Genomic DNA, 25588 nt, shown 5'->3' with positions numbered 1-25588 from the left:
GGGGCCTCTCTTACGCTTCAAAAGATTGTTTGAGCCAATCTGGATTTTCTTGCATCCGGCGGAAAAGAGCCTGCATTTCCTTCGGATTCTGCTTCAGCAGCGCTTCGTACTGCTGCGGCAGCCTCCCGGCCAAGAAAATCAATTCCTCTTCGTTTATGTCTAGATTCCGTGCTAGCGATCGGATTACGTCCTCTTTGGGCGCATAATCCGCTCGATCATTCTCCAACTTCGACAAATAAGTAAAGTCCACACTTAGCATAGCTGCTAGCTCACGTTGTGAGTAAGCTTTGTCCTTGCGAGCTTGACGGATCAGTCTTCCAAATGTTTGTTCCACGGTTTTTCGCCTCCTGACAAGCATTCTAGCCTGTTTTGATGAAAAGTTCAACAAAAGACTTGACGGGAAAATCAACCCGCGCTACCATGAGGTTAGTTGACGGTTTAATCAACCAACAAACCCGGACTGGTAGAGTTAACGGTGCAAATTAGCCTAGCTCACACGCTACATATAGCGTCGTCAACTTCAGAGGAGTGAGAAGCGCTGGGCGTCAAAACGCTTGTACGCAGCAAATAAGGAGGAGCAGATCGCAAATGCTGAGAACCTGGACAGACACGCATTACAAGCTCGAAGACGATGACTGGCTATACATCGCCACCCACGAAGAACAAAGCTCAGCCTCACTGGTTTGTCCCGGCTACGCGCGGGATGGCGAAGGCTTCAGCATCCACTTCACCCCAGCGCACCTAGAAACATTAGAGCATTTGCTCGCCGCGCTGCGGATTATCAAAGCTCAACAAGAGGCGATGCTTGAGTATACCTATCCAGAACCAAAAGCGACAACACATCTCATTAGGTAATCGAAGTTCGGCCACGAGCAATGTACGAGATTTAACGGATTACCAATTACCAATTCTCAATTACCAATTCCCGGTCAAGCAGCAATAAATAACTAAGGAAAAACGAACAATGACTACTAAAACACAAGAAAGACCTACATTTTCAGTATTTGGTGCCAAACCGAGCAATGCTTTGCTAGTACCGGAAATCCCGATCGCAGTACGTAACAATTGCCAAAGTGGCCAGTGGGCGATCGGCGATACAGACTACGGTTCCAAGTGTTCCATGACAATCCTCAAATTCTCCAAATTCTTCGGTTCCCTCGGTCAAACTTCGCACACATTGTGGGGTCAACTGTGGTTTGTCGCAGAAAGTGGCGAATTGCCGCAAGGAGTTGTCATGGTGACCTACATCAAAAACCGCAGCTTGAACGATTTTAACCGCTTGGTAGCATCAGTTCAATCTCGCGGCGTAGAGCCTGCAACCGGGATTTTTATTCCCGAATTTGTCAAGCATTCCGGTCAGAAACCAGACGACAGCGGAGTAGTAAAACCGATCAACTACTACAGCTTGAAATGGTCTTGGAACGAGCGGAAAGATTGGGCGGTTATCGACCAAGCCGCAGCAGTTTTGTCAGATTCTAGCAATCAATCGCGGATGATTGACTTAGAAGGAACAAAAGCTATGGTGTGTTTAGATAACCTGCCGGCGCAGCAAGTTGCCTGCTTGATGGCTGCTCACGCTGGGGGTGAAAGCGATGCTATGGCTTTGAATTCCAACGGCAGTATGTCGCTACCGCCAGCCGAAGACCCATTAACTGCTGACTTGTTCTAATTTTGTTGTAAAGGCGCGATTAAATCGCGCCTTTACCATAAGTGTTACAACAGAGTGAAATGAAGAAATTAACCAAGCTGAAAACCAAACCAAACCTGCAAGAAAGTCGTTTGAAAGAGAATCTTGAGCTGCTCGACCAAATTCGGGCAGACGCAGTTAACGACATCGAAAGTCTCACCGAAGACTTCCAGCACATGACTTTAGTTGCCGAATCGGTTCAGCGAAATTACCGAGCTTTGTTAGCGGAAAATCAATTGCTAAAAGGCGCACTTTTGAGTATAATTGATGAGTGCGGCTGCTGGGAAGGAAATCGGTGCGATCGCTGCTCGAAACTTCTCAAAACTCTAGCCAGCGATAATCCCGAAGAAAAACCCGACGCAGCCAAAAAATACCGAGCCATTCTCAGCCAACTCCGCAACTTAGAATAACAGAAAACCTTTCATTCACAAGTGTCGAAAAGTTATAATCAGGAGAAGCAAACATTATGACAATAGCAACTGCCAAGGATAGCAAAGCCAAAATTTTGCAAAACTTTCAGCAGATTTTAGCAGACAAAAAAAAGATCGAATCCAAAGTAGAAACCAAAGAAGAGTCAGCCGAAAAAGCCAAAAACAAACAACTCCTCGAAGTCGCTTCCACCTACACAATTGACAGCATCGTCAAAGGCTTGGCTGACTTGCAATTAGATTTCGGCAGCATCACCAGCGGACTTTCCGAAAAACTGAAGGCGGAATCTTCAAAATTAGACGAATTAAAACGCGCGATCGAAATAGAAGCCCAACAATTGCAAGAGTTGCAGCAAATCAGAGTTGTAGCAGACGCCCTCCACATTTTAACTCAAGAGCACCAAGAAAAATTGACACTGCTCGAACAAAACGCTGCTAACCAACGCGAAATTATCGAAAAAGACACGACCCAAAAACGCAAAATTTGGGAAAAAGACCAGCAAGAATTTGAGGCAGCAGTTCAAGAAGAGGCTGCACTCATAACTAAAAAGCGGCAGGAAGAAACAGCCGATTATCAATACGAATTACAGCGCAGTCGCCAAATCGAAACCGACGAATACGAAGAAACGAAGCGTAAACTAGAACGGCATTTGCAAGAATCTACCCGCGAAAAAGAAAAAAATTGGGTGGAACGGGAAAAAGTCCTCAGCGACAATCAAGCGAAGTTTGAAGAGAATCAAAGAAAAGCCGCCGGATTTGAAGAAGAACTCAAACAGGCTTATGTCAAAGCCAAAGAAGAAGCAATTCAAGAAGTTTCCCGCGAAGCTAAAGTCAAGGCAGATTTAGTGGAGAAAGAGTGGGAAGGAAGCAAGCAAGGATATGAATTGAAAGTCCAATCTTTACAGCAGACAATTGGGCGACAAACCGAACAAATCGCCGAAATTTCCGCGCAACTGCAAGCCACGATGAAACAAGCGCAAGATTTGGCAATGAAAGCTTTTGCCAGCAAAGCTTAAAACCCAGTAAGGTGTGCAAGGCGCACCTTGCGAAAAAATGACAGAAATTTTCCCAACTATTAAGGAATGAAAAGTCATGAACAAAAGAGTTAGCGACAAAAGCACCAAGGCTGAAATTCTAGAAGCGTACAAGGAAGCAGCGCAAGAAAAAGCGCAGTTAGAATCGCAAATCCAACAGCTAAACGCTTCCCAAAAGCAAACAGCAGTCCCCGAAAAACCTATTGTGGAGGCAAAGAAACCAATGGCTTTAACTCAAAATCCACAAAAAATGCAGTCTACCATCGACAATTTAATCTTACTGCAATTTAGCTTTGGTGGCGCTGTCAGCGAGTTGTCTGAAAAGTTAACTTCGGAAGCTGCTAAAGTCGAAGAATTGCGACGCACTGTGGGCGATGAAATTCAACAACTGCAAGAGTTGCACAGTTTAGAAGATGTTGCAGAAGATACGCTGGACAATTTAATTCAACAGTACGAAGAAAGCGCGAAAACTTTTGCTGGCGAACTCAGCGAACAGCGCGAAACTGTTGAACAGGAATTGTTGGAATGTCGGCAAGCTTGGGAAAAAGAGCAGGAACTGCAAAAGTTGGCAGTTAAAGAACGCAATGAGACTCACCAAAAAGCTCGCCAGCGGGATGAAGAATTGTATAGTTACGATTTGAATCTTCAGCGAGATATGGACATCGAAGAATACGAACAGCGCCAGAAAAGGCTGTATCAAGAAATCGAAGAGTTTCAACAAGAACAGGAGAAACAGTGGGCGGAACGCGAAAAATCTATTTCGGAACGCGAAAAACTTTATGCTGAGGTGAAAGCTAAGGTAGAAGCTTTCCCGAAAGAACTGGAAGCTAATATCAAGAACGGGAAAGATAACGGCCGCAATATTGGCAATTATCAAGCTAAAGTTAAGGCTGATTTGTCTGCTAAAGATATCGAAGGGCAAAAGCAAAATTATGAACTGCAAATTCAAGGGATGTTGCAGACAATTCAAAATCAAGATGCGCGCCTTGCTAGCTTGTCGAAACAACTGGATTCTGCTTTGAAACAGGTTCAAGATTTGGCGGTGAAGGCGATTGAGGGCTCATCGAATTTGAGTTCTTTGCAAGCAGTCAGGGAAATTGCGATCGAACAAGCGAAGACTCAGCAAAAAAATAAGTAGATAAGACTCGGCGGTTGAAACCGGGGCTACACAAACAAAGTAGATAAGAGTGGGCGGTTGAAACCGCTCAAAAGTCAAACTCTCCTTAGCGGAGGCGGAGTGGGAGAAGTAGGGTGCGCATTGCGCACCTTACGCTATTTTGAGAAAAAACTAGCTTTCCTTAGTGGAGTTTTCAAACTGTCCACTCGCTGCGAGTCTTTCGAGAGCCTCAAACCCTATTTACAGCGTTATAGTTTTTAGTAAAAAGTTCGATCGCACTGTTCACTTATCGAAACTGTCCCCTGCTCTCCTGACCGCTTCATTCGCACTCTCTATGCTTTAAGTTAATCCACCAAAAGATATATTTGATCTAGAGGCACTATGCAGAAACAAATCATACGTCAAAAAGATACTAATGCTTGGATACTTCAGTGCTGGGTTTCTTTTATTCTTGCCCTTTCCGCAACTACTGTAGGTATCATTTATTTACAGGTAGACCCCTGGCAAAAAGCTTTTATGGGTATGGGTTTAACTTTTTCAGTCGGCTCGTCTTTTACTTTAGCAAAAACCATTCGCGATAACAACGAGGCAACAACATTAACTGCCAGAATCGACGAAGCTAGAGTTGAGAAAATTCTCGCAGAGCACCATCCTCTCAAATAAACTTGAATTATACAATGTATACAAAAAACAGCCCGCGCGGGCTGTTTTTGTTTGTTGAGCCACAGGGTTCAAGCTGTGGATGGGAATTGGGGATTTCAATGGCTACCTTTGAACTTATGATCGCGCAACTTATTCTTTTGTCGCTGGCGACCACGGGCCCGAATCGTCGCATACTCCAGGGGAAAGCCAACGACAGGAATCACCTGATCCTTGCGTTCTTCTTCCAGATTCTTGAGTTCGGTGTAATCAACCCAGTGAATGCAATTCACCGGACAAGTGTCCATCGCCTCAGCAATCAACTCTTCAGAATCCCCGTCTTGTCGAACTACGCGCGATCGACCGTAATCCGGTTCAATATAAAAAGTATTGCGAGCAACGTGAGCGCAGTGCTTGCAGCCAATGCAGGTAATCTCATCAACATAGACACCTTTTTGGCGCAACACGCCGCCCAATTCCGGTTCCAAACCAGAGCGATCGGGCGCATCCCGCAAAAAACCTCCCAACTCCGGCTCTAAACCAGAGCGATCGCTTGCTGTATCTATTCCGAGTCCAGAAAGCTCAGACATTTAGACCCCCACAATAGTAAATAAGTCCGCCTGGGCGGACTTTGATGAAACAAGATTGCAAAAATCTCGAAAAATTATTAAGCGCACCAACGCTGCACCACCAAACGGATAGAACCGTCTTGATTTTGCTTTTGCTCAGAAACTTGGAAACCCTGCTTGGCGCTTTCATTCACCACAGTATGGTAAGCGTAGCGCTGAGTCACCTTATTCAGAAAACGGTCTACAGACCAAGCTTGCTGCCAAAATTGCAAGTCAGCCACCAATTCATACTCAGTCCCGTTCCAGCTAAAACCTAGGTCGTAGCCGTTTTCTTGCTCAATCACCACCTCAGCGGTGCTGGTTAGGCCGCGATAGCCGCGCACCTCAGTCGGGCCAGACTTCCAGTCGATACCCAAGTCAGTTAAAGCAGCTTCCAAAGAATTCAAATTGCGGATCTGGGTCTTAATTTGGCTAAAGTGTGACATGGTGATTCCCAAAAAAATTAAGTGAACTCAACAAAAAAAATTACCAATCGCTAAAAGCCACTTGGGCCGTCGCTTCGGCTGACTGATGCAGCGCTTGCGTGAAATATTCAGATGTTGACTCTTGGTGAAGCACCACGCCGAGCTGAGCTTCAATTGCAGCCGTTACCTCAGCGCAGGAAGCACCGAAAATGCCGGTGACTGTTTCCTGTACGCGGCCATCTGGATAAATCACAAACTCTAGTGTTTCCATAATGCGGGCTGACTGAATAGGAATATTGAGAACAGACACCGACACCAGCAAGCCAGGGACGATGCCTCCTGAAGTAGCTTCTTGAGAGTTGGCTGACTGACAAAGCGCTATATCAATTTTGACTAATTGATAGGTTTTGAGTCACAACTTAACAGAACTTATTAATAGGTAGAAGCAATACATCAGTTGTATGTAAAGTTTCGCGTAGATTGTGACAGCAGTCAAGTCACTATATATGTAGATTTTAGATTTTAGATTTTAGAGTGAGGAAGAAGGAAGAGGGGATGAACCGCAGAGGGCGCAGAGGGAAGAGGGCAGAAGGTAAAAGCCAGAAAGAAGACAAAAGGCAAAAGTATAAATTCCCCCACTCCCCCTCTAATTCCCTCTGGGGTCTAAAACGTCTCGCAGGCCATCCCCCAAAAGGTTGAAACCAAGAACAGTCAAGGTAATCAGCAAACCTGGAAACACGATCGTCCAAGGAGACGAAAGAGCATATCCGCCCTTAAAAGCATCAGAAAGCATCGTCCCCAACTCAGGAACCGGCGGCTGTGCGCCCAAACCCAAAAAACCCAAACCAGCAGCTTCTAGTGTCGCCGTACCAGTCGAAAGAGTTGCTTGTACAACTAGAGGCGCCAGACTTCCCGGCAAAATGTGGCGAAAAATAATCCGCAAGTCGCTGGCGCCCAAGGCCTTGACAGCCAAAACAAATTCTTGTTCCCGCAGAGACAGCACCATACTGCGAGTTAAGCGGATGTAAATCGGAATTTGCACGAGGCTGACGGCGATAATTACGCTTTGCAGGCTCGGCCCGGTGACGGTAACAACGCCGATCGCCAGTAAAATCGAAGGAAAAGCTAGCAAAATATCCGCCAAAGTGCCGATCGCAATTTCCAGAAACCCCCGAAAATACCCGGCCACCAGCCCCAAAAGCGCTCCCACAATTAAACCCGCACCCACAGAAACCAGGCTGACAAGTAAAGATATTCCCAATCCGTGCCACACCCGCACCAACAAATCTCGCCCCAAACCGTCGGTGCCAAACCAATGTTTAGCGCTAGGAGCCACCAAGCGCGACAAATAATCTCGATCGACCGCCGAATCGTAAGGAGAAAGTAGGGGGGCCAAGAGTGCCGAGATCATCAGCGCTACAGTCAAAATTAAGCCGATTTTCCCCGAAGTCGATCGCCAAAATCGTTGAAAAGCTGCTTGTGGAAATACTAAGTTTTTATTCAATCTTCGATTTTCCATCTTTTGCTGTCACCACAAAACAGAGGACTTGGGCGACTATTAGGATAAATTAACGATCGTGATCGCAGAAATACGTTAACAAGACTTCTTCCGGGAGACAAAAAACTCGGTGCGTGCATTACCGTCCATATCCAATTGCATTTTTCGCGCCTAATGCCGAATGCCCGAGCCCTTCGTTAAAGACGCTTTAAGATATAGAGAACAAGATCAATTTAAAAGCGCAATGACATCAACCCTAATCAAATCCTCCTCCCGATCGCCCCTCAACGCCCCAACAATCCGCCATTTCCCCAACGGCCTGACAGTCATAGCCGAACACTTGCCGGTCGATGCTGTTAACCTCAGCGTGTGGCTCAATTTAGGCTCAGCCGTCGAACCCGACGACATTAACGGCATGGCTCACTTTTTAGAACACATGATTTTTAAGGGAACTCCCAGCATTCCCAGTGGCGAATTTGAGCGCGCGATCGAGCAACGCGGCGCTGTCACCAATGCTGCCACCAGCCAAGATTACACTAATTACTACATCACCACAGCCCCTAAAGATTTTGCCGAATTAGCTCCCCTGCAAGTCGATGTGTTGCTCAACGCCAGCATTCCCGACGACGCCTTCGATCGAGAACGGCTGGTAGTCTTAGAAGAAATTAGACGATCAGAAGACAATCCCCGCCGCCGCACCTATCAGCGATCGATGGAATTAGCGTTTGAAGTCCTGCCCTACAAGCGACCCGTACTCGGCCCGACTGCCGTCATCGAACAGTTGACAGCCCAACAAATGCGGGATTTCCACAGCAGCAGATATCAGCCAGGGGCCATGACAGCCGTAGCTGTAGGCAATTTGCCGGTAGATCAACTAATTGAAATTGTGGCAGACAGTTTTGCCGCAAAAAGTACAGCACACAACAACAAAATAAATGTGCCTGCTGTGGGCAACTTTCACCCCGAAGCCCAAATCCTGAACTACGGCCAAGAATCGCCGTTTACAGAAACAGTCCGCCGCGAATTTGTAGACTCTGCCCTTCAGCAAGCCCGACTGATCGTGATGTGGCGAGTGCCAGGTTTCATGGAAATGTCCGAAACGTATGCCCTAGACGTTTTGGCGACAATATTGGGTCACGGCCGCACAACTCGCTTGGTTCAGGATTTGCGCGAAGAAAAAGGGCTAGTGTCCTCAATTTCGGTGAGCAACATGACTCAGCGACTCGGCGGTGTATTCTCGATTTCCGCTCAACTAGCAACAGAAAACTTGGCAGCAGTGGAAGCTGCGATCGTCCAACACATCCGCACTCTCCAAACCGAACTGGTGACAGATGCCGAAATTTCCCGCATCCGCACTCAAGTAGCAAATCGGTTTGTCTTTGGTAACGAAACTCCGAGCGATCGGGCAAGTTTGTACGGTTACTATCAGTCGATGGTAGGAGATATCGCTCCCGCCCTCAACTATGCAGCCTGCATCCAAGCTCAGACTGCCGAGGATCTCCGAGAAGCCGCCGTCAAATATCTGTCTCCCGACGCAATGGGTGTTGTGGTAATTCGCCCCGACGAAGCATAAATCTGACTTCGCCTCAACAGGGGAATTCTTCCATCCCTCTGGTTTTGAGGCATCCAACGGCATTCGGCATTCGGCAGAAACAATGTCAACGCGCACGAGGGGTTTTTAGTCAATAGTGCGTGAAATTCGATCGGCCCGCGCCTTGAAGGTTTTGTATCAAATAATTAATATGAAGCCTTTAAGGTAGGGACGATCTGCAAAATTACCGTAATTTTATGAGACGATAAACTGGGAATTATTGATGAGCCAGCAATTTAGTCTAGGAAAACCGGGTTTATTGGCGATCGTAATTCTAAAATCTAAAATCTAAAATCTAAAATTTAAAATCGATTGATCGGCAAAATTACCGTAATTTTATGAGACGATAAACTGGGAATTATTGACTAGCAAGCAATTTAGTCTAGGGAAACCGGATTGATCGGCATCGTAATTCTAAAATCTAAAATCTAAAATCTAAAATCGATTGACAGGGGCACGGACGCAAGCATGAAATTACAAAACTTTCTCAACTCAAACATTAGGTACGATGCCAAAGCAATTGCTGCAGACGACGAACTCAGTGGCCAAATTCAAAGCCGCCTCATTGACCTAGGTTTACTGAAGCCTCCCGTAGACGGAATTTTTGGCCCTCTCTCTACCGCCACCCTCCACCGATTTCAAACTCTGATGAAGTGCGGCGAACCGGGTTTTTTGGGAGCAGTCACAGCCAAAAAGCTGATCGAAACCAAACCAGAGGACATTCCCACACAGCCCCTGATCCTGAAAACGCTCAGAGACACCTTTTTTAAATCAAAACCGCTGGCGTCTTCTCAACTTCAGGACTCGGAAAAACAAGTAATACCAGCAGGAAAAGAGTTTGAGATCCTAGCTTTTGCTCCGGCTCGTGGTCACATCAGATTTGCTCTCCGCAACGAGTCTTTCAAAGGTTCAGGGGTTTGGTATGTTTTCGGAGGGCACGCTCAAATTACTCAAGACAGCATTCTACTTTTTCCGAAACCGAATCCCCCAACTGTCAGGCTTGGCATTCCTTATCTATCGCAACTGGATAACTTGAACAATCCTACAGGTTCTTGCAATGTAACTTCATTAGCGATGTGTCTGGACTTTTTGAGAGTGCCACGGCGCAAACAAACCGGGCAATATGAAGACGAACTTTACGAATATGCGATGGCCAAAGGTTACAGTCGCTGGGACCCCTACGATTTAGCAAAGATTGTTAGAGATTACGGCGCTCAAGATTTCTTTACCGAGAATGCAACTATTGATGACGTTCAAGATTGGCTAGCCAGCGGAAATCCCGCTGTCATCCACGGATACTTCACGTCTTTCGGTCACATTATAGTTGCCTCTGGCTACGACAGCGAGGGATTCTTCGTTCACGATCCCTATGGTGAGTGGTTCCGAAGTGGCTACGATACAAGTGTCAGCGGTGCTTACTTGCATTATACTTACCGCTTAATCCGCAGCCTATGTATGCCTGACGGGAATTTTTGGGTTCATTTTATCTCGAAGTAATTGGGAATTGGGAATTGGGAATTGGGAATTGGGAATTGGGAATTGGGAATTGGAAAGTAACCTTGTTACTACTGACTAATGATACTAAATCCGGGTTCATTAACTTCTTTATCACTAAGCGGTTGAAACCGCTACCAACGCGATCGCACAAACGAAGTCCCTCTCTAAGAGACTAAGAGATAAAGCGAGTATTTAACCCGGATTTGATATAACAACAGCCAACAGTCAACAGTCAACAGTCAACTAACTATTAATTTTCATGCTCAAATCCAGCCAAGTCGATCGCGTAATCGGAGCACTGGTAGAAATATAGTCAACTCCGGTTTCGGCTACACTTCTAATTGTTTCTAAAGTAACATTGCCGGAAGCTTCAATTTTTACCCGATCGCTCTTTTGGCGAATTATTGCCACAGCCTGTCGCATCAAATCAAAGGACATATTATCTAACATGATAATATCGGCTTTGTGCTGCAAAGCTGTTTCTACTTCAGCCAGAGTTTCGGTTTCGACTTCGATCGTCAGCGGATAGGGGATAGAATTGCGAATTAGGGCGATCGCCTCTGCAATTCCCCCAGCCGCCGCAATGTGATTGTCTTTAATCATCACCGCGTCATCTAAGCCCATCCGGTGATTGCAAGCACCGCCGACTTGAGTTGCGTATTTTTCCAACAATCTCAATCCCGGCGTTGTCTTGCGGGTATCCACCAATTGGACGGGCAAATCGGCAATTTTGTCAACATATTTCTGAGTCAAAGTAGCGATGCCGCTCAAACGCATTGCCAAGTTTAATGCTACTCTTTCTCCGGTTAGCAGCGCATCGAAATTGCCGGAAATTTCGGCAATTACTTCTCCTTTTTCGCACAGTTTCCCTTCGGGTACTTGGGGGATGAAACTGAGGCTGCTGTCTAAAAGTTTAAATGTGCGATCGGCAATTGGCAATCCCGCAATGACTCCAGCTTCTTTGACAATCCATTTAGCTGTACCCTGGATGCTGTTTGCGGGAAATAAGGTCGATGTTGTGCGATCGCCCCTACCGATATCTTCTAGTAGCCAGTTGTGCAATAGGGAGTCTAAAACTATCCAAGGCGGTAATATTGCTGTCATGTTTTTGTCGGTTGTTATATCAAGATGATATCTACTAGGAACAATAGTCGATCGGGTAATTTTAGGCAAGTTGCCAAATAATCTGGCCACGCGGATGTCCTTGTTGGCTTAATTACAGTTTGCTAAACAGGCGCAGTTTTGTAGTCAATCACCTGTTGACAAAGTTGGGTGTCGGTGATTTAATAGAGTGAGTTTGCTTTGTTGCAAGGAAAATTAGCGACAAAGAAACAAGCTCATCTGATTTATGAGCAAGCAGAGGCTTTGGGGTGGGCCACTAGGGCTAAGGGTAAGTTTGCTAGTAAATTTGGAAGTAACGAACTTGATAAATTAGAGTTCGGATTTGATTATTTCGCCTAAAAACTACATTCAAGCTACAAATACTCAGTTATGACTCACCTAAATATTTCTCCTCTCAACCGTCGCTCTTTTCTTAGTTATGTTGCTTTAGGTACTTTGGGTTTATTGACAAAAGACTTTCTTGATCCAGCTAGCGCTATGGCTGATAGCGAGGGATTAGGCAAAAATTTCTCTACCTTGGAGAACTATCATATTTTTGTTCCTTATACCACAGCCCGAGTAGGAGGAAAGCAAACTTTTACTTTGCGATCGGGAGAACCTTGCCAGGTGGAAATTCCCTCTAAAGCTCAAGATAGCCAAGAGATTACCCTCAAAGGGCGCGGTCAAGACGGTAAAGATATTACTGTAGTTTTGCATACCTTATACGATAGACAACTTGGAATAAAAGAGGAAATTTATCAAGAAATTGACAAAAAGACGCAATTTGTCGAAGAAGCAAGCAAAGCGAAATGCAAATTTGTTTATGAGCAAGTTAAAGATGGTGAGTACATTGATGATCTGATCGCCTTGGATTTTCTGGATTATGTTATATATTCTTCCAAACTGGGCAGCCAAATTCAAGAGCGTTACCAAATCGCCAGTACCAATTCACGCCTGGTCGGAATTTGGCAAGCCATTGAATCCACATTGGCTCAATCTAAACTGACTGAGGCAGAGAAGAAACTAATCAGAGGAACTTTTGCATACGTCCGCGCCGGCGAACCTGTTCCTGACTTTAAAGCACTCACAGATATTGACTCAATCGTGGCAAGTTCGGCGCTACCTTTAGAAATAAAACAGAGTTACTCTTTGTCCAGTGCCAATTCAAGAGGCTTAACAGTTGATTTTATTCTGGTCACACAAATTAATAACAGCCAATTGAGTGCTGAACAAAAGCAAAATTACCAGTCAATATATCAGCAGGTGCGCGACGGCAAGACAGTAGAAGATGCAGCAACTTTGAACTCGGTAGACTCCTTCATTAACAAAGCCAAAATCCCAGAAAATGCTAAAGCTGTTTACTCAATAGCAAGGAAACAAAATTTACAGAATCAAATTGCTTCTGGTGAAAAAGCCGATGCTTTTGTCCAAACTGCTCAAGCATTCAAAGAGCAACTGACGGATGCTAAAGACAAAGGAGCAGCAATTGTTCCACAAGCTACGAGAGTGTTGAGTACACTTGGAGCAGAAACAGCAACGGGTGTTAGTATTAGCAGTTTATCTGGGGCGGCTGCAACCAACGCGACTTTAGCTGTTTTAGGTGGTGGTTCTGTCGCGGCTGGTGGTTTAGGAATGCTGGGTGGTTTAGCAGTAGCAACAGGAGGAGCCGCGCTAATTGGAGCCGCAGGGCTACTGTCTATTGCGTTAGTCTCAGAAATGGACAGGGAAGACCAAAAAAATCTGGGAATTGCAATTGGTACAGGAACAGTCGCCGGTACTGCAACTATTTTAGCTGCTTGGACTGCTGCGAGTGCTTTGGGAGCTGCAGGTACATTGTCGGGTGCTGCTGCTATCACTGCTACCATCTCGACTATTGGTGGACTCAGTGTAATGACTGGCGGCGCTGCTCTTGTTGCATCAGGTACAGCATTTTTAATTTGGTCATTGCTCAAAGGTGGAAAGAATCGCGATTCATCCGTGCTGCACCAGTTAGAAACTCGAACCTACACCTATACTGAAAATATCATTGCGGATGATTTAGGAAAATTTTTACAAAACAATGTAAGTCCAACAAAGGGTATTAAAGATGGATTTTCTGCTCATAATATTCCATTAGATAAACTATCCAAAGCGCTGTCTTCATGGCTATCTCTTGACTCTGGAGAAAAAGTAATCGCTTTGATAGACAACAGTGTTTTTAAGGATGCAAAAGAGGGGGTTGTATTTACAAACGAAAAAATGGCTTGGAAAATAATTCTTTCCGAAGCTGATGCCATTAACTATGAAAATTTAGCAAAATTTGTCAAGACGGAAAGCAAATTAACTTCACTGCTATCTGAGGCGAAGCAGAAACAGGAGTTGTCTAAGTTGAAAAAGGTAGTAGATATTTTGTCAGACGAGAAATACTCTACCAATTTATCTAAGTTGCAAGAGTTAGTAACTCTAGTGGGAAGTGACAAACACTTATCGGATCTGGTTTCTAATGAGAAGTATAAAAACAAGTTGCCACAATTAAAATATGCAGTAGCTATTCTATCAGACGAGAAGTACAGTCAGAACTTGTCTAAGTTGAAAGATGTTGTAGATGTCTTATCTAATGAACCTGATTTAGTAAAATTTTTCTCGTCGCAATTAGTGTCACAGCTATCTGACAAAAACTATACCAATGACTTGTCTAGGTTAAAAGAGGTAGTAGATAGGTTTCAAAACGAATCTGACAAGGAGAATTTCACTAAACTGCTTCGACAAATTGGTCAAAAATATAGCACAGTTTAGGCAGTAACTTTTGCCCCCGATTCGGGCTATGAGGAAGGCGGCAGGCGAGCGCCCACTATTGACGGCTAAAATTAAGGGCGATCGCTGGTTATGATTGTATTAAAATAAAAACGACTGGAATGGGCAATTATTATGACTATTCCTGATATTGCGATCGCCAAATTGCAACTTCCCGAATCATTCTTGCCCGAAGTCAACGACTTCCTCGACTTTGTGATGCACAAGCACCAAAATAGAATAGCTGAACCCAAACTCCCCGACGATATTGCTAAAGCTTGGGCAAAATGGTTTGAGGAAGTCGATCATTACTTACAACAAAATTGTGTGTACCGCATATAAATGGAATATGCTGTATCTACTTCAATCTCATCCAAAGCTCAATGGCACTGAAAAAGTGAGCAAAAAAAAATCTGTAAGGCAATATCTGCGTAGATAATTGCCTTACAAACCAAAATATCTCTCTCTAGTATGCCCAATCGTGCGTCTATTCTCAAGCAACAATTTTTACAGAGCGTCGCCTTACCCTGGAAAGAATTGCTACCAGAGTCTAAAGTCAAAGAGCTTCTGGCCTTGGAGGATCTCAGGTACTACAACAGCGTCTATACACCGATAGTGACCTTATGGGCGATGGTATCTCAGGTACTAGATCCAGACAAAAGTTTGAGTCAAGCGGTGAAGCGGATGAGTACCTGGCTGAGTGTAGCTGGAGTCAAGCCTCCTTCTTCAGACACGGGGGCATACAGTAAAGCTCGTCAACGACTACCTGAAAGACTTGTCCAACAGTTAGTACCCGTAGTGGCAGAGGCACTAGAAAAGCAAGTTCCTCCACAACAGCAATGGTGTGGACGACAGGTGCGGGTACTAGACGGCACAACCGTGTTGATGAGTGATAAAAGGGCCAATCAAGCTGAGTATCCGCAACACAGCAATCAAAAAACTGGGTGTGGATTTCCCATCGCGAAAATGGTAGTGCTCTTTTCATTGCTCACAGGTGCAGTGGTATCGGCTGGTATTGCTTCATTGGCGACGAGTGAGATTGTGATGAGTCGCCTGTTGTATGGGAATTTAGTTCCCTCCGATGTGATATTAGCCGATCGAGCTTACGGCAATTATGTCGATTTAGTTTTGGTAAAACAGCAGGGAGCAGACGCTGTTTTTAGGAAAAATCATCTCCGTAAAACGGACTTAAGGGCGGGGTAAGAAGTTGGGAATTGGCGACCATCAAGTAGTCTGGAATAAGCCCCAACAGTGTCCCAAACACATGAGTAATGAGGAATTTGAGGAATTACCATCTAATTTCATTGTTCGGGAAGTCTGAAGAGCGAATTCAACGCCGTGGCTTTCGACAAGAGCGTATTATTGTAGTCACAACCTTACTGGATGCCCAGCGCTACACTGTTCAAAAATTAACTCAGTTATATGGACGGCGCTGGTCTGCTGCTGAAGTTAGTCTCCGGCATCTTAAAACTACTTTGAAAATGGAGATGTTAACAGCTAAAACTCCGGCAATGGTCAGAAAGGATATCTGGACACACTTATTGGCTTACACTTTATTACGTACCATTATGTGGCAGGCCGTATCTTCGTCAGAACATACAGCTTTTCAACTCTCGTTCCAATCAACTCGACAGCAGTTTAATCAGTTATTGACGTTGTTGGCAACTACAGGAAAACACCAACAGCGACAATGGCATCAATTGCTGTTGGAGCAGGTGGCAACTAATTTACTCACGATGCGACCCGATCGTTCCGAACCAAGGGTGTTGGAACACAGACCGAAGCCCTATTCTCGAATGCAGGAACCTCGCTCTATCTTAAAAAGTAAACAGGCTAGGTGATTGAGACTTTTTCAGGGCCATTGAACTATAGTGGGGAGTGACAAAAACTTACTTATCGGGTCGGGTTTCTAATGAGAAGTATAAAAACAAGTTGCCACAATTAAAATATGCAGTAGCTATTTTATCAGACGAGAAGTACAGTCAGAACTTGTCTAAGTTGAAAGATGTTGTAGATGTCTTACAGCAGATTCCATGTATATGTGGTACACTAGATTCAGTAGCCTCACCAGAAAAAATGAAAGCTTATTCAATAGAGTTTCGTAAAAAAATAGTTAAAGCCTATGAACAAGGTGATACATCAGTCAGGAAAGTAGCCCAGCGTTTTGATGTGAGTAAAGCGTTTGTTCAAAAAATCTTAAAACAAAAACAAACGACTGGTCACGTTCAACCCAAAAAACAGGGTGGAAGCCTAAAAAGTGTGTTACACTCGTCCACAACTCAATTGACCCAGATGGTGGAAAAATATCCAGATAGCACCTTGTCAGAATATTGTGAATATTGGCTAGATAGTCACAAACAATGTGTCAGTTAAGCGTATGATGTGTCGCGAACTAATTAAACAAAATCTGACGAAAAAAAAAACAATACGGAGTAGTCAATCTGCCACTGACAGAGTGCAACTTTATATGTGTGAGTATTGGGAGAAAGTGAAAAATATCGACCAGAATACTCTGGTGTTTTTGGATGAAATGGGCGTTTTATTGGGGTTGACACGAAGCCACGCACGTTCGAGATATGGTAGTAGAGTCTATGATTTAAAACCGTTTTATCGGGGTGCAAAAGTAACAGTTATTGGAGCAATCAGCTTGAAAAAAGTAGTAGGATTAATGACGCTGAATGGGTCGATGGATAGTCAGGCATTTGCAGTTTTTGTTGAACAGTGTTTGGTGCCAAACTTATGGGAGGGCGCAGTGGTTGTTATGGATAATCTACCAGCCCATAAGTTGGAAGTGATTGAACCCTTGATTCAAGCGGCTGGTGCCAGTGTCTTGAATTTATCACCTCCCGAATCCTGACTTTAATCCGATCGAATTATGGTGGTCACAACTGAAAGCTTTTTTACGTCAGTTTTCGCCAACTACTACCAAGATGGTTGACGTTTTACTAGCTACTGCGCTTGATTTGGTTAATATTAAGCACTTTAAAAATTGGTTTAGAAGCTGCTGCTAGTGTAGTTCATTAACCTGGAATCCGCTGTAGCGATCGCCCTATCCAACATTAGTTAATTAAAAGAGAGTTTTCAGCTATAAAATTCAACTCCACAATCTTAGTAGCATGATAGCCGTTTTCATGTCGGTAAGGTAGATGCTGAGAATCTCAAGGGAACTCTTAACTCGACACCGGGAACAAAAACAGGGAAGAGTGCTTGTAAAGCAGGGGGTTGCAAACTGCTGTCTCAATCACGAATAAGATGCGGGCGGAGGATGGAGGAATTAGCCTACATTCTGTGTTTTCCTACTCCGTAGTTCCTAGGAAGAAAGATACCCTGTTGCTCGTTCTCTGTTTCTTATAATAACTGATATCGTAGTTTCGAGGCGGCGCTAATTGCCCTAAAGACCTACTACCAACTGCTCATACCGCAATAGAAATCACAAACTCCGAACCCTGACCGAGGGAAGAATTCACCACTAATGTACCTCCATGTTTTTCCACAACAATTTGGTGGGCTATAGACAATCCTAATCCAGTTCCTTGACCCACAGACTTGGTGGTGAATAAGTGGTTAAAGATGTTTTCCTTGACTTCGTTAGACATCCCCACTCCATTATCCTTAATGCGAATCAAAACCTGATTGTTGTCTTCGCTCAGAGCAGTTTGAACCGTGATTTGATTAGGTCGGGCTTTAATTTCCTGAAAACTGCGCCCCTTATTTGACTCCTCCAGAGCGTCGATCGCATTAGCCAGCACATTCATAAACACCTGGTTTAACTGTCCGGGAAAGCATTTCACTAGGGGCAATTTACCATAGTCTTTCACAACTTCAATGGCAGGGCGGAACTCGCTGGCTTTTAAACGGTGCTTGAGAATTAGCAGGGTGCTTTCGAGCCCGTCGTGAATATTGAAAGAAACTGGTCGATCGCTATCTGCCCTCGAAAACGTTCTCAAACTCGTACTGATATTGCGAATGCGATCGACTCCCTCGTTCATTGAGCTAATCAATTTCGGCAAATCTTCTCGCAAATACTCCAAGTCTATATCCTCAATTTTTTCTTCAATTTTAGATCCTGGCTTGGGAAAACTATCTTGATATAGATCGATTAGCTCGAACAAATTTTGTAGATATTCTTGAGCTGGTTGCAAATTGCTGGCGATAAAGCCTACGGGATTGTTAATTTCGTGGGCTACCCCTGCGACTAAGTTTCCGAGAGCAGACATCTTCTCACCCTGCACCAATTGCAGTTGCATCTGTTTGAGATCGTGAAGATAAAGCTCTAGTTTTTGGGCATATTCCTGAGATTGTTGATACAGTCGGGCGTTCTGTAAGGAAATGGCAGCTTGCGAGCACAGGATGTTGAGGATGGCCACGCGATCGCGTGTAAACGCCCCCGTTGTGAGATTATTTTCTAGATATAAAATGCCTATTAATTTACCTTGATGCAAAATTGGGTTACACAAAATACTCTTGGGTTGCTGATTAATGATATATGGATCGTTAGCTAAAGTCGGCTCGGCACTCAAATCAATTAGCACAGTAGTCTGCTGGTTATGCTTGACTTTGTAGATTAGTTTTAAGGGAATATCCTGACTGTTTTCAATGGGAAGGTGTTGCAACACGACTGGCTCTGTCCCCAGAGTAATCGATCCTTTAATTAACAGTCGATCGTCTTGCAAGAGCATTAACACGCACTTATCGGCTCCTGCATTTTCGATGGCGATCGAAAGCAACGATGTCAGTAGTTTTTTGAGGTCGATTTCACGAGATATAGCTTGGGAAGCTTTGAAAATAGTAGCTAAATCTAAAGCCACAGAAACACTACTACTGGATGTGGGGGAACTGGTGGAGGTGACACTACCCAATGTCAAGAGAGTTTCGTGAGCCGAGAGAGGAGAACGGGTTTGCTCTAATATAGGTGTTAGTAGTTGAGGATAGCGAGCTTCTAAGTCAGCGACTTTGGCTTTTGCACCCCAACGAGCGTAGGCATAGTAGGCTTGGATCATGTATTCCCCAGCTATGCGCTCTTTGCCCCAATCTAGGTAGAACTTTGCTGCCAGTTCGTTAGCAAGTGCTTCTTCTTGGATATATTCGTTGGCTTTGGCTCCAGAAATTGCCTGATCGTAAAACTCAATTGCTTGGGCTTTTTGTCCGAACACTCTACTTTTTTCTGCCTCTATCAAATCAACCTTATGTTGATAATTCATGGGTGCATAATACGCCCATTGCTGTAACTTGGTTTGGTTTTCTATTACACCCTGCAATGCTTCTGATGCTTCATCTAACTGTGGATTTAATTGTGCCAAAGTTAGCAGAGAATCATAAAGATAAAATACTGGTTCGCTGACTAATCCCGCACCAGCCATAAAATAGCGCCTGACCTCAATAACATGATTTTTGGCTGGCTCCATTTCTCCAAACAAGAAACAAAGCACCAGTTTATACAAATATAAAATATACAATCCATATCCATCATTGGCAGACTGTAGCTGCTGGATGAATTCTGTTTCTTCAAGGGCTTTCCCAGACAAAAGGGTGGTATGTTCTGCAAGACCTAGCAAATTTAAAACAGGTTGCCAATAAATCCGGCAATAATTTGCGGTTGTCAATTGATTTAATTGCATCAAACTATGGCAGTAGGCGCAAATATCCTGCTCTAAGGTAGCCAGGGATTGACCACACCAAAAAGAATTGAGACAAAAACCGTGCCCATTGTACCCAGCAAGTACCAAGTTCCCAAATTCTATGGCAGTGGTGTAACCTTCTTGCAACAGGGGTAGTGTTTCTTGAATGTGAGAGTTGCGGTGTACAACAAATAACCCCAAGAGCATCAAAATATCTGTTTTACTTGCTTTGGCATCGAGTTTTGAAATAATCTGGAGGGCCAGGGAACCAAACTGTGTTCCTGTATCCACGACTTGGAAGAAATTGCAGAGAATATTGCCATAGTTCGCATAGCTGTAAGCAGAAATCGATGTGTTACCGTACTGAATGGAAAGTTTAACTGAGAAAGTATTCAGCAATGGGAACAGCGCAGAGCCAGTGAGGTAAGCTGCTGGGCTGATGATATTGGCAATCTTAATAGTACCGAGTTTTTCCACATCCCTCATCTCAGGCAAGTTAACCAAATCGGCAATTTCCCTATTTCCAATAAGTTCCTCAATCTCTTGGATTTCCCGTTGAAGATCTGATGGTGTTGGTGTTTCTGGAAAGGTGAGGCCAAGCTGTTGTAAAACTGATTGGGCGATCGCGATCGCTGATGTCAGTTTACTTTGGGAAATATGAGATTGAATTCTAATACAGTAAACATTGACTTTTTCAGGTAAGGAGCGTGCCTGTTGAATGACAATATCAATGAACTGTTCCATCGCCTCAAAGTTACCGTTTAGCATTGCCACTTCCGCACCTAATTCATATAAAGCGAGAGTCATTTCATACTGCTGCTGCCAAGTATTTTTTTCCAACAAAGACAATCCTACTGTCACATATTCACGCGCTGCTTGATAGGCGGTTGAAGTTTTGGCTTTGCGACAGGCACTTAAATTGAGTTGGGCTAATTCTTCTCGTTCTGTTGGTTGGGTAATTAAAACAGTTCCGTAATTTAATTGATTGACGATTTCAAAAATCCGGTCTTCTCTTGCTTGTGCGGAAATCTGTTGCAGCAGCAGTTGTCCGATTTTGTAATGAGTCGCCTGTTTCTGGTCTTCAGGAATCAGAGAATAGGCTGCTTGTTGGACGCGATCGTGTAAAAACTTATATTTGGGTACTTGGTCGTGGGTAATTGATAATTGGTCAAATTCCTGACCATTCCCGATTACAGATTTGCTATTCCCCTCTGCTTGATAAAACTTGTAAACCTCGCTAACAGGTAAAATTAGTCCTTCTTGCAGCGCCTTCCATAAAGCAGATGCGGTTTCTACTAGCGAATTCTCATCAACAATTGCTAAGGTCGCCAAATCGAACTGATTGCCAATACAAGCAGCTAACTTTAAGACTTTTTGTGTTGGAAGCGGCAACTTTTGCAACTGAAGTGCCATGAATTCTACTACATCATCCGTTAGTGCCAAGGTTCGCACTCGGGCAATATCGCACTGCCAATACCGAGCTTCACAATTAAATACAATCAGTCTCTCTTCATGCAAAGATTTGAGGAATTGTGTGCTGAAAAATGGATTGCCTTGGGTTTTCTGATAAACGAGTTCTGTCAAAGGCCGAGCCAACGCTGTAGAACAAGCTAGAGTATCGGCAACTAAACTATTTACGTCTGCTTGAGCGAGCGGAGTTAAGGTAAGAGTATTCACCTTTGCTTCAGTTTTTTGAATCTCTGCTAACGTCAGCATGAATGGATGCGCTGGAAATACTTCGTTATCCCGATAAGCTCCAATTAAGAGGAGATAGCGGTTATCAGTAGCAGTCATCAGCAGTTGAATTAATTTTAAAGAGGCTGAGTCTGCCCATTGCAAATCATCCAAGAAAATTACTAAAGGGTGTTCTTTTGTTGTAAAGACTTGAATAAAATTTTCAAACAACAAATTGAAGCGATTTTGACCGGCACTGCCCGAAAGTTCTGGGACTGGCGGTTGTTCTCCAATAATTTTTTGTAGTTCGGGAATGACTTCAACTATCACTTGAGCGCTATCGCCTAAAGCTGTCAAAATTTCTGATTTCCATTGTTCAATTTTAGCATCTGTTTCCGACAGCAATTGTCCCATTAAATCGCGAAAAGCTTGGACAAATGCTGAAAAGGGAAGGGTGCGTTGAAATTGGTCAAATTTGCCTTTAATAAAGTAGCCTCGCTGCCGGACAATGGGTTTGTGAACTTCGTTGACAACAGCGGTTTTGCCAATGCCGGAGAAACCGGCAACGAGCATCATTTCGGTGCTTCCGGCACTCACCCGCTCGAAGGCAGATAGCAGGGAGAATACTTCGCTTTCTCTACCGTATAATTTTTCGGGGGTAGTAAAGCGATCGCACAAATCTCGCTCCCCTATGGTAAAGTTACTCAGCGCCCCTGTCTTTTGCCACTCGGATAAACAAGTTTCCAAATCGTACTTGAGTCCTAGGGCGCTTTGATAGCGAGCTTCAGCATTCTTAGCCATCAGTTTGCTGACAATCTCCGACAGCACCAATGGAACGCTCTGGTTGAGAATTGAGACTGGGATAGGTTGTTTGGCAAGGTGGCAGTGTACCAAATCCATTGGGTCATCCGTTTGGAAGGGTAACTTTCCTGTTAGTAATTCGTAGAATGTGACTCCCAGCGAGTAGAAATCTGTGCGGTAATCAATGCCTCGGTTCATTCGCCCAGTTTGTTCGGGAGATATGTAAGGTAAGGTGCCTTCAAGGACGTTGGGATTTTGAATTTCTTGGGTTTCGCGGGGTAGCAGGGAAGCGATGCTGAAGTCAATCAGCTTGACTTCTTTGCTGCTGGGGTTAATCAGAATGTTGGCGGGTTTGAGGTCTTTATGGATGACGTGGTGGCGATAAAGTCCGTTGAGTGAGTTGGCAATTTGAATTGCAATGGGAAGAAACTCGTTAACGGGCAATCCTTCTAGGGGTTTGTTGCTAGCGGATGTTAGACTAGCGAGGTAGGTACTTAAGGAAATTCCGCCAAAGTCTTCCATCACCAGAGCATAGTGGTTATGGTAAGTTTCCAGGCTGTATGCCTTGACACTGCCGGGGATCTCTAAGTTTTTAGCAATGATGTACTGGTTGCGGAAGTGAACCAGTTCGTTGAAGCGGGGAAAGTTATTTCGCAGCACTTTAATCACGACGGGCTGCCCATTTGAAGTGCGAAAGCCGCGATAAACTAGAGTGCGATTGCCTGTGTATATTTGCTCGTTAATGTGATAGCCTAGAAAAAGATTGGTGATGTCAGCCATATCTAAGTATTCCTACTGCTTTTGTCAAGCCTGAAGCTTTTTAGAGTTACTATCTACTATTTTCGCTCGCTCTGCTTTAGTATTCAGTGAATTACATTTTTCTTAATATACTTTGTCGCTCAACTTATGAAAGCCGGAGTTTAAAACAATACTTGAATTGTTTCTGTAAGAGCTGTTTATACTGGAGTTAAGACTAAGTAGAAAATGAATAAAGCTAAGGCTGATTGAAGAACCGCAGTTGAGAGAAGAGGAATTGAAGATGCTAATCAGGTACTTAAAAGTATTTGTGAAACCGATGCTTGTATGCGATCGCCTATTAAATCTAATCTCTAGTTTAGCTCATAATTTAATGTCATCACTACAATTCGGGCGAGTCTGCATTTAAAGCCGCAAGCAGAGGAAATCGAGTTTGTGCGCCAGATTGCCGATCGGTAGGGAGTCATAGGCTCCAAGCCCAATTATTTTTCCAGATGCAACAACAAGCTGCCCCACTCTAATAAGTAAATCAGGAATTAAATGCCAAAGTTCAGAAGCAGACTGTGGAATTAGCCCAAGTCAATTATATTTTCCCACTCATATAGTTAGCAATTACAAATTACCAATTACCCCTTTGATTGTTTCACTTCCAATACCTGCGCCAGTGAAACAAATTCTCCCACAAATTCTGGATAAAAGTATTGCTGCCCAAGCGCTGCGACTCCCAAACAGTGGCAGTTTGACCGTTAATTGCCGAAAAACTAGACCAAATATAAGGAAGTTCGGCGATCGCCTCAACCTTCATCCCGTGACGCACAGCCAAGGCGATCGCGTGAATCAACTCAGCAGCTTGCGGCCCCACAATACTCGCTCCCAAAATCTCCCCGTTGCGACGCCCGACAATCTTACAAAAACCAGTTGTATCTCCGGACATTTGAGCTCTTTCAAGATTCTTGAAATATTCCCGACCAATAATGAGATCGTCTCCAAAACGGCGCCTTGCTTGCGCTTCAGTCAAGCCAACCCTCGCCAATTGCGGGTCAGAAAAAATCGCCCAAGGAATCCCGCGATAATCTATTTGAAACATCGGCAAAAACAAAGCATTTTTCACAGCAACTGCAGCTTCGCAATTAGCGATGTGAGGGAACGGATAACCCCCAGCAACATCGCCTATCGCGTAAATGCGGTGATTAGTTGTTTGCAGCTTTTCATTTAAAATCACCCCCCGATAGCTGAATTTAACCCCAGCCGCTTCGAGATTTAACGATGAAAAATTGTGTCCTCTACCGGCGGCCAGAAAAATCTCCTCAGCTTCGATCGCCCTTGGCCCTGCTTGAATCCACTTTTTACCCTCAATCACCCTAGCTTGAGTCACCTCAGTAGCAGTCAGAATCCGCACTCCTTCAGCTTCCATTGCAGCTTGAACCAACCCAGCAGCCTCCCGATCTTCTTTAGCCAAAATGTGCGAACTTTTCACTACCAAAGTGACAGCAACCCCCAGCCGAGTAAAAGTTTGAGCCACTTCGACACCGCTGGGATCTGCGCCAATTACAGCCAAACTTTTAGGCAACTGTGGAAGTTTGGCTAATTCCGCGACAGTTTCCGAAGTAAAAAAGCCAGCAGACGAAAGTCCTTCAATATTCGGAATCGTCGGCAGAGTTGGACAAGCCAGCAAATAACAGAGCGATCGCAATTTTCGCCCGCCGACAACAAAAGCCAAATCCGGTTTCGCAACAAACTCGCCGCTGCCAAAAATAACATCGACACCGCGAGCAGCCAAAACGCCGAGATCATCAATTTCTGACAAATTAGAAACAACACCCTCGGCCCACTTGAGAACCCCGTCAAACCCCAATTTGATCGGCATGGAGGAATTAGCCACTTCCCAGCGCACCCCCAACTGCTGGCGGCTGATCTGCTGGGCAAAACGAGCAGCCTCCCTCAAAGTTTGGCTGTATCTCAAACCAAGGTCGATCGACTCTTTCCCCCCAGTCGGCAAATCTTGGGAATTACTTAGCGGTTCCACCAAAGCAACGCGAGCCGGGAAATTAGTTGCAGTCAAAGCAGCATAACGTCCGGCCGGAGTTCCACCAATAATCACTAAATCATAGTCAAGCATAAATAAAAAAGTCAGTAGTCATTAGTCATTAGTCATTAGTTAGTAGTTTAGGACGATCCGCGCGCGGGGTCAGAAACCCGGTTTCTTCCTAGATACTTCGCTGCAAAACCCAAGATTTATCATAGAAACCGGGTTTCTTGGGGATGTCCACTCAAACGACCAATAAAATCCGTTTGTCAACTGTTATTGGTTGTTAACAGTCAACAGTCAACGGACAACCGTC

General features: G+C 44.4%; 21 protein-coding genes and 1 pseudogene. 14 read left to right on the top strand and 8 right to left on the bottom strand.

What is annotated here, in order from left to right; genetic code table 11:
- Window positions 1–10 precede the first annotated feature (10 nt).
- Window positions 11–334, bottom strand: a complete 324-nt coding sequence (locus QUA74_RS08420) for a helix-turn-helix domain-containing protein (RefSeq protein WP_265234660.1) — start codon at window positions 332–334, stop codon at window positions 11–13.
- A 254-nt stretch (window positions 335–588) separates the two neighbouring features.
- Between QUA74_RS08420 and QUA74_RS08415 the strand changes: the two genes are divergently transcribed.
- From QUA74_RS08415 to QUA74_RS08390, 6 genes are all read left to right on the top strand, one after another.
- Window positions 589–855: a hypothetical protein gene (locus QUA74_RS08415; protein ID WP_006634886.1), complete on the top strand. Its 267-nt coding sequence runs from the start codon at window positions 589–591 to the stop codon at window positions 853–855.
- Window positions 856–964: 109 nt separating this feature from the next.
- Window positions 965–1669 carry a hypothetical protein gene (locus tag QUA74_RS08410; protein WP_333326952.1) on the top strand — a complete coding sequence of 235 codons (705 nt, stop codon included), beginning with the start codon at window positions 965–967 and terminating at the stop codon, window positions 1667–1669.
- Window positions 1670–1728: 59 nt separating this feature from the next.
- Window positions 1729–2097, top strand: a complete 369-nt coding sequence (locus tag QUA74_RS08405) for a hypothetical protein (protein WP_333326950.1) — start codon at window positions 1729–1731, stop codon at window positions 2095–2097.
- A 56-nt stretch (window positions 2098–2153) separates the two neighbouring features.
- Complete coding sequence (locus QUA74_RS08400) at window positions 2154–3131, top strand: hypothetical protein (RefSeq protein ID WP_333326948.1); 978 nt, start codon at window positions 2154–2156, stop codon at window positions 3129–3131.
- Window positions 3132–3207: 76 nt separating this feature from the next.
- Window positions 3208–4287, top strand: a complete 1080-nt coding sequence (locus QUA74_RS08395) for a hypothetical protein (RefSeq protein WP_333326946.1) — start codon at window positions 3208–3210, stop codon at window positions 4285–4287.
- A gap of 360 nt (window positions 4288–4647) precedes the next feature.
- Complete coding sequence (locus QUA74_RS08390) at window positions 4648–4929, top strand: YiaA/YiaB family inner membrane protein (RefSeq protein WP_333036187.1); 282 nt, start codon at window positions 4648–4650, stop codon at window positions 4927–4929.
- A 95-nt stretch (window positions 4930–5024) separates the two neighbouring features.
- On the opposite strand, the gene QUA74_RS08385 is transcribed toward QUA74_RS08390, so the two are convergent.
- From QUA74_RS08385 to QUA74_RS08370, 4 genes are all read right to left on the bottom strand, one after another.
- The gene (locus tag QUA74_RS08385) at window positions 5025–5495 is read right to left on the bottom strand and encodes a ferredoxin (RefSeq protein ID WP_333326944.1); all 471 of its coding nucleotides are present in this window, start codon (window positions 5493–5495) and stop codon (window positions 5025–5027) included.
- A 77-nt stretch (window positions 5496–5572) separates the two neighbouring features.
- On the bottom strand, window positions 5573–5959 hold the full coding sequence (locus QUA74_RS08380) for a DUF1257 domain-containing protein (protein WP_193974477.1): 387 nt from the start codon (window positions 5957–5959) through the stop codon (window positions 5573–5575).
- A gap of 40 nt (window positions 5960–5999) precedes the next feature.
- Entirely contained in the window at window positions 6000–6209 is a 210-nt protein-coding gene (locus QUA74_RS08375; protein WP_333326942.1) for a DUF2997 domain-containing protein, read from the bottom strand.
- Between the two features lie 375 nt (window positions 6210–6584).
- Window positions 6585–7457: an ABC transporter permease gene (locus QUA74_RS08370; protein ID WP_333326940.1), complete on the bottom strand. Its 873-nt coding sequence runs from the start codon at window positions 7455–7457 to the stop codon at window positions 6585–6587.
- Window positions 7458–7680: 223 nt separating this feature from the next.
- Between QUA74_RS08370 and QUA74_RS08365 the strand changes: the two genes are divergently transcribed.
- Window positions 7681–9009 (top strand): pitrilysin family protein, encoded by a 1329-nt coding sequence (locus tag QUA74_RS08365; RefSeq protein WP_333326938.1) that lies wholly within the window; start codon window positions 7681–7683, stop codon window positions 9007–9009.
- Between the two features lie 486 nt (window positions 9010–9495).
- Entirely contained in the window at window positions 9496–10524 is a 1029-nt protein-coding gene (locus QUA74_RS08360; RefSeq protein WP_333326936.1) for a C39 family peptidase, read from the top strand.
- 243 nt (window positions 10525–10767) lie between these two features.
- Here the strand turns inward: QUA74_RS08360 and nadC are convergent, their stop codons facing one another.
- A complete protein-coding gene (gene nadC / locus QUA74_RS08355) occupies window positions 10768–11628 on the bottom strand; it encodes a carboxylating nicotinate-nucleotide diphosphorylase (protein ID WP_333326934.1) in 861 nt (286 codons plus the stop codon).
- Window positions 11629–11826: 198 nt separating this feature from the next.
- Between nadC and QUA74_RS08350 the strand changes: the two genes are divergently transcribed.
- From QUA74_RS08350 to QUA74_RS08320, 6 genes and pseudogenes are all read left to right on the top strand, one after another.
- Window positions 11827–11985 carry a hypothetical protein gene (locus QUA74_RS08350; protein WP_333326932.1) on the top strand — a complete coding sequence of 53 codons (159 nt, stop codon included), beginning with the start codon at window positions 11827–11829 and terminating at the stop codon, window positions 11983–11985.
- A gap of 30 nt (window positions 11986–12015) precedes the next feature.
- On the top strand, window positions 12016–14400 hold the full coding sequence (locus QUA74_RS08345; protein ID WP_333326930.1) for a hypothetical protein: 2385 nt from the start codon (window positions 12016–12018) through the stop codon (window positions 14398–14400).
- 132 nt (window positions 14401–14532) lie between these two features.
- On the top strand, window positions 14533–14739 hold the full coding sequence (locus QUA74_RS08340; RefSeq protein WP_333326928.1) for a hypothetical protein: 207 nt from the start codon (window positions 14533–14535) through the stop codon (window positions 14737–14739).
- A gap of 129 nt (window positions 14740–14868) precedes the next feature.
- Window positions 14869–16238, top strand: a pseudogene (locus QUA74_RS29835) (IS4 family transposase).
- A 37-nt stretch (window positions 16239–16275) separates the two neighbouring features.
- Window positions 16276–16770, top strand: a complete 495-nt coding sequence (locus QUA74_RS08325; RefSeq protein WP_333326922.1) for an IS630 transposase-related protein — start codon at window positions 16276–16278, stop codon at window positions 16768–16770.
- A gap of 115 nt (window positions 16771–16885) precedes the next feature.
- The gene (locus tag QUA74_RS08320; protein WP_333326920.1) at window positions 16886–17254 is read left to right on the top strand and encodes a transposase; all 369 of its coding nucleotides are present in this window, start codon (window positions 16886–16888) and stop codon (window positions 17252–17254) included.
- A 556-nt stretch (window positions 17255–17810) separates the two neighbouring features.
- On the opposite strand, the gene QUA74_RS08315 is transcribed toward QUA74_RS08320, so the two are convergent.
- Together QUA74_RS08315 and QUA74_RS08310 are read right to left on the bottom strand one after the other, a co-directional pair.
- Window positions 17811–23270, bottom strand: a complete 5460-nt coding sequence (locus QUA74_RS08315; protein ID WP_333326918.1) for an AAA family ATPase — start codon at window positions 23268–23270, stop codon at window positions 17811–17813.
- 619 nt (window positions 23271–23889) lie between these two features.
- Window positions 23890–25365 (bottom strand): NAD(P)/FAD-dependent oxidoreductase, encoded by a 1476-nt coding sequence (locus tag QUA74_RS08310; protein WP_333326916.1) that lies wholly within the window; start codon window positions 25363–25365, stop codon window positions 23890–23892.
- Between the last annotated feature and the right edge of the window lie 223 nt (window positions 25366–25588).

The sequence above is a fragment of the Microcoleus sp. LAD1_D3 genome, assembly GCF_036702135.1.
Classification (GTDB): Bacteria; Cyanobacteriota; Cyanobacteriia; order Cyanobacteriales; family Microcoleaceae; genus Microcoleus.
The sequence above is the reverse complement of the archived record's forward strand: the minus strand, read 5'-3'. Positions and strand labels throughout refer to the sequence as shown.

Coding starts and splice junctions, on each gene's coding strand:
- QUA74_RS08415 (WP_006634886.1), top strand. CDS start 589: ATGCTGAGAACCTGGACAGACACGCATTACAAGCTCGAAGACGATGAC.
- QUA74_RS08410 (WP_333326952.1), top strand. CDS start 965: ATGACTACTAAAACACAAGAAAGACCTACATTTTCAGTATTTGGTGCC.
- QUA74_RS08405 (WP_333326950.1), top strand. CDS start 1,729: ATGAAGAAATTAACCAAGCTGAAAACCAAACCAAACCTGCAAGAAAGT.
- QUA74_RS08400 (WP_333326948.1), top strand. CDS start 2,154: ATGACAATAGCAACTGCCAAGGATAGCAAAGCCAAAATTTTGCAAAAC.
- QUA74_RS08395 (WP_333326946.1), top strand. CDS start 3,208: ATGAACAAAAGAGTTAGCGACAAAAGCACCAAGGCTGAAATTCTAGAA.
- QUA74_RS08390 (WP_333036187.1), top strand. CDS start 4,648: ATGCAGAAACAAATCATACGTCAAAAAGATACTAATGCTTGGATACTT.
- QUA74_RS08385 (WP_333326944.1), bottom strand. CDS start 5,495: ATGTCTGAGCTTTCTGGACTCGGAATAGATACAGCAAGCGATCGCTCT.
- QUA74_RS08380 (WP_193974477.1), bottom strand. CDS start 5,959: ATGTCACACTTTAGCCAAATTAAGACCCAGATCCGCAATTTGAATTCT.
- QUA74_RS08375 (WP_333326942.1), bottom strand. CDS start 6,209: ATGGAAACACTAGAGTTTGTGATTTATCCAGATGGCCGCGTACAGGAA.
- QUA74_RS08370 (WP_333326940.1), bottom strand. CDS start 7,457: ATGGAAAATCGAAGATTGAATAAAAACTTAGTATTTCCACAAGCAGCT.
- QUA74_RS08365 (WP_333326938.1), top strand. CDS start 7,681: ATGACATCAACCCTAATCAAATCCTCCTCCCGATCGCCCCTCAACGCC.
- QUA74_RS08360 (WP_333326936.1), top strand. CDS start 9,496: ATGAAATTACAAAACTTTCTCAACTCAAACATTAGGTACGATGCCAAA.
- nadC (WP_333326934.1), bottom strand. CDS start 11,628: ATGACAGCAATATTACCGCCTTGGATAGTTTTAGACTCCCTATTGCAC.
- QUA74_RS08345 (WP_333326930.1), top strand. CDS start 12,016: ATGACTCACCTAAATATTTCTCCTCTCAACCGTCGCTCTTTTCTTAGT.
- QUA74_RS08340 (WP_333326928.1), top strand. CDS start 14,533: ATGACTATTCCTGATATTGCGATCGCCAAATTGCAACTTCCCGAATCA.
- QUA74_RS08315 (WP_333326918.1), bottom strand. CDS start 23,270: ATGGCTGACATCACCAATCTTTTTCTAGGCTATCACATTAACGAGCAA.
- QUA74_RS08310 (WP_333326916.1), bottom strand. CDS start 25,365: ATGCTTGACTATGATTTAGTGATTATTGGTGGAACTCCGGCCGGACGT.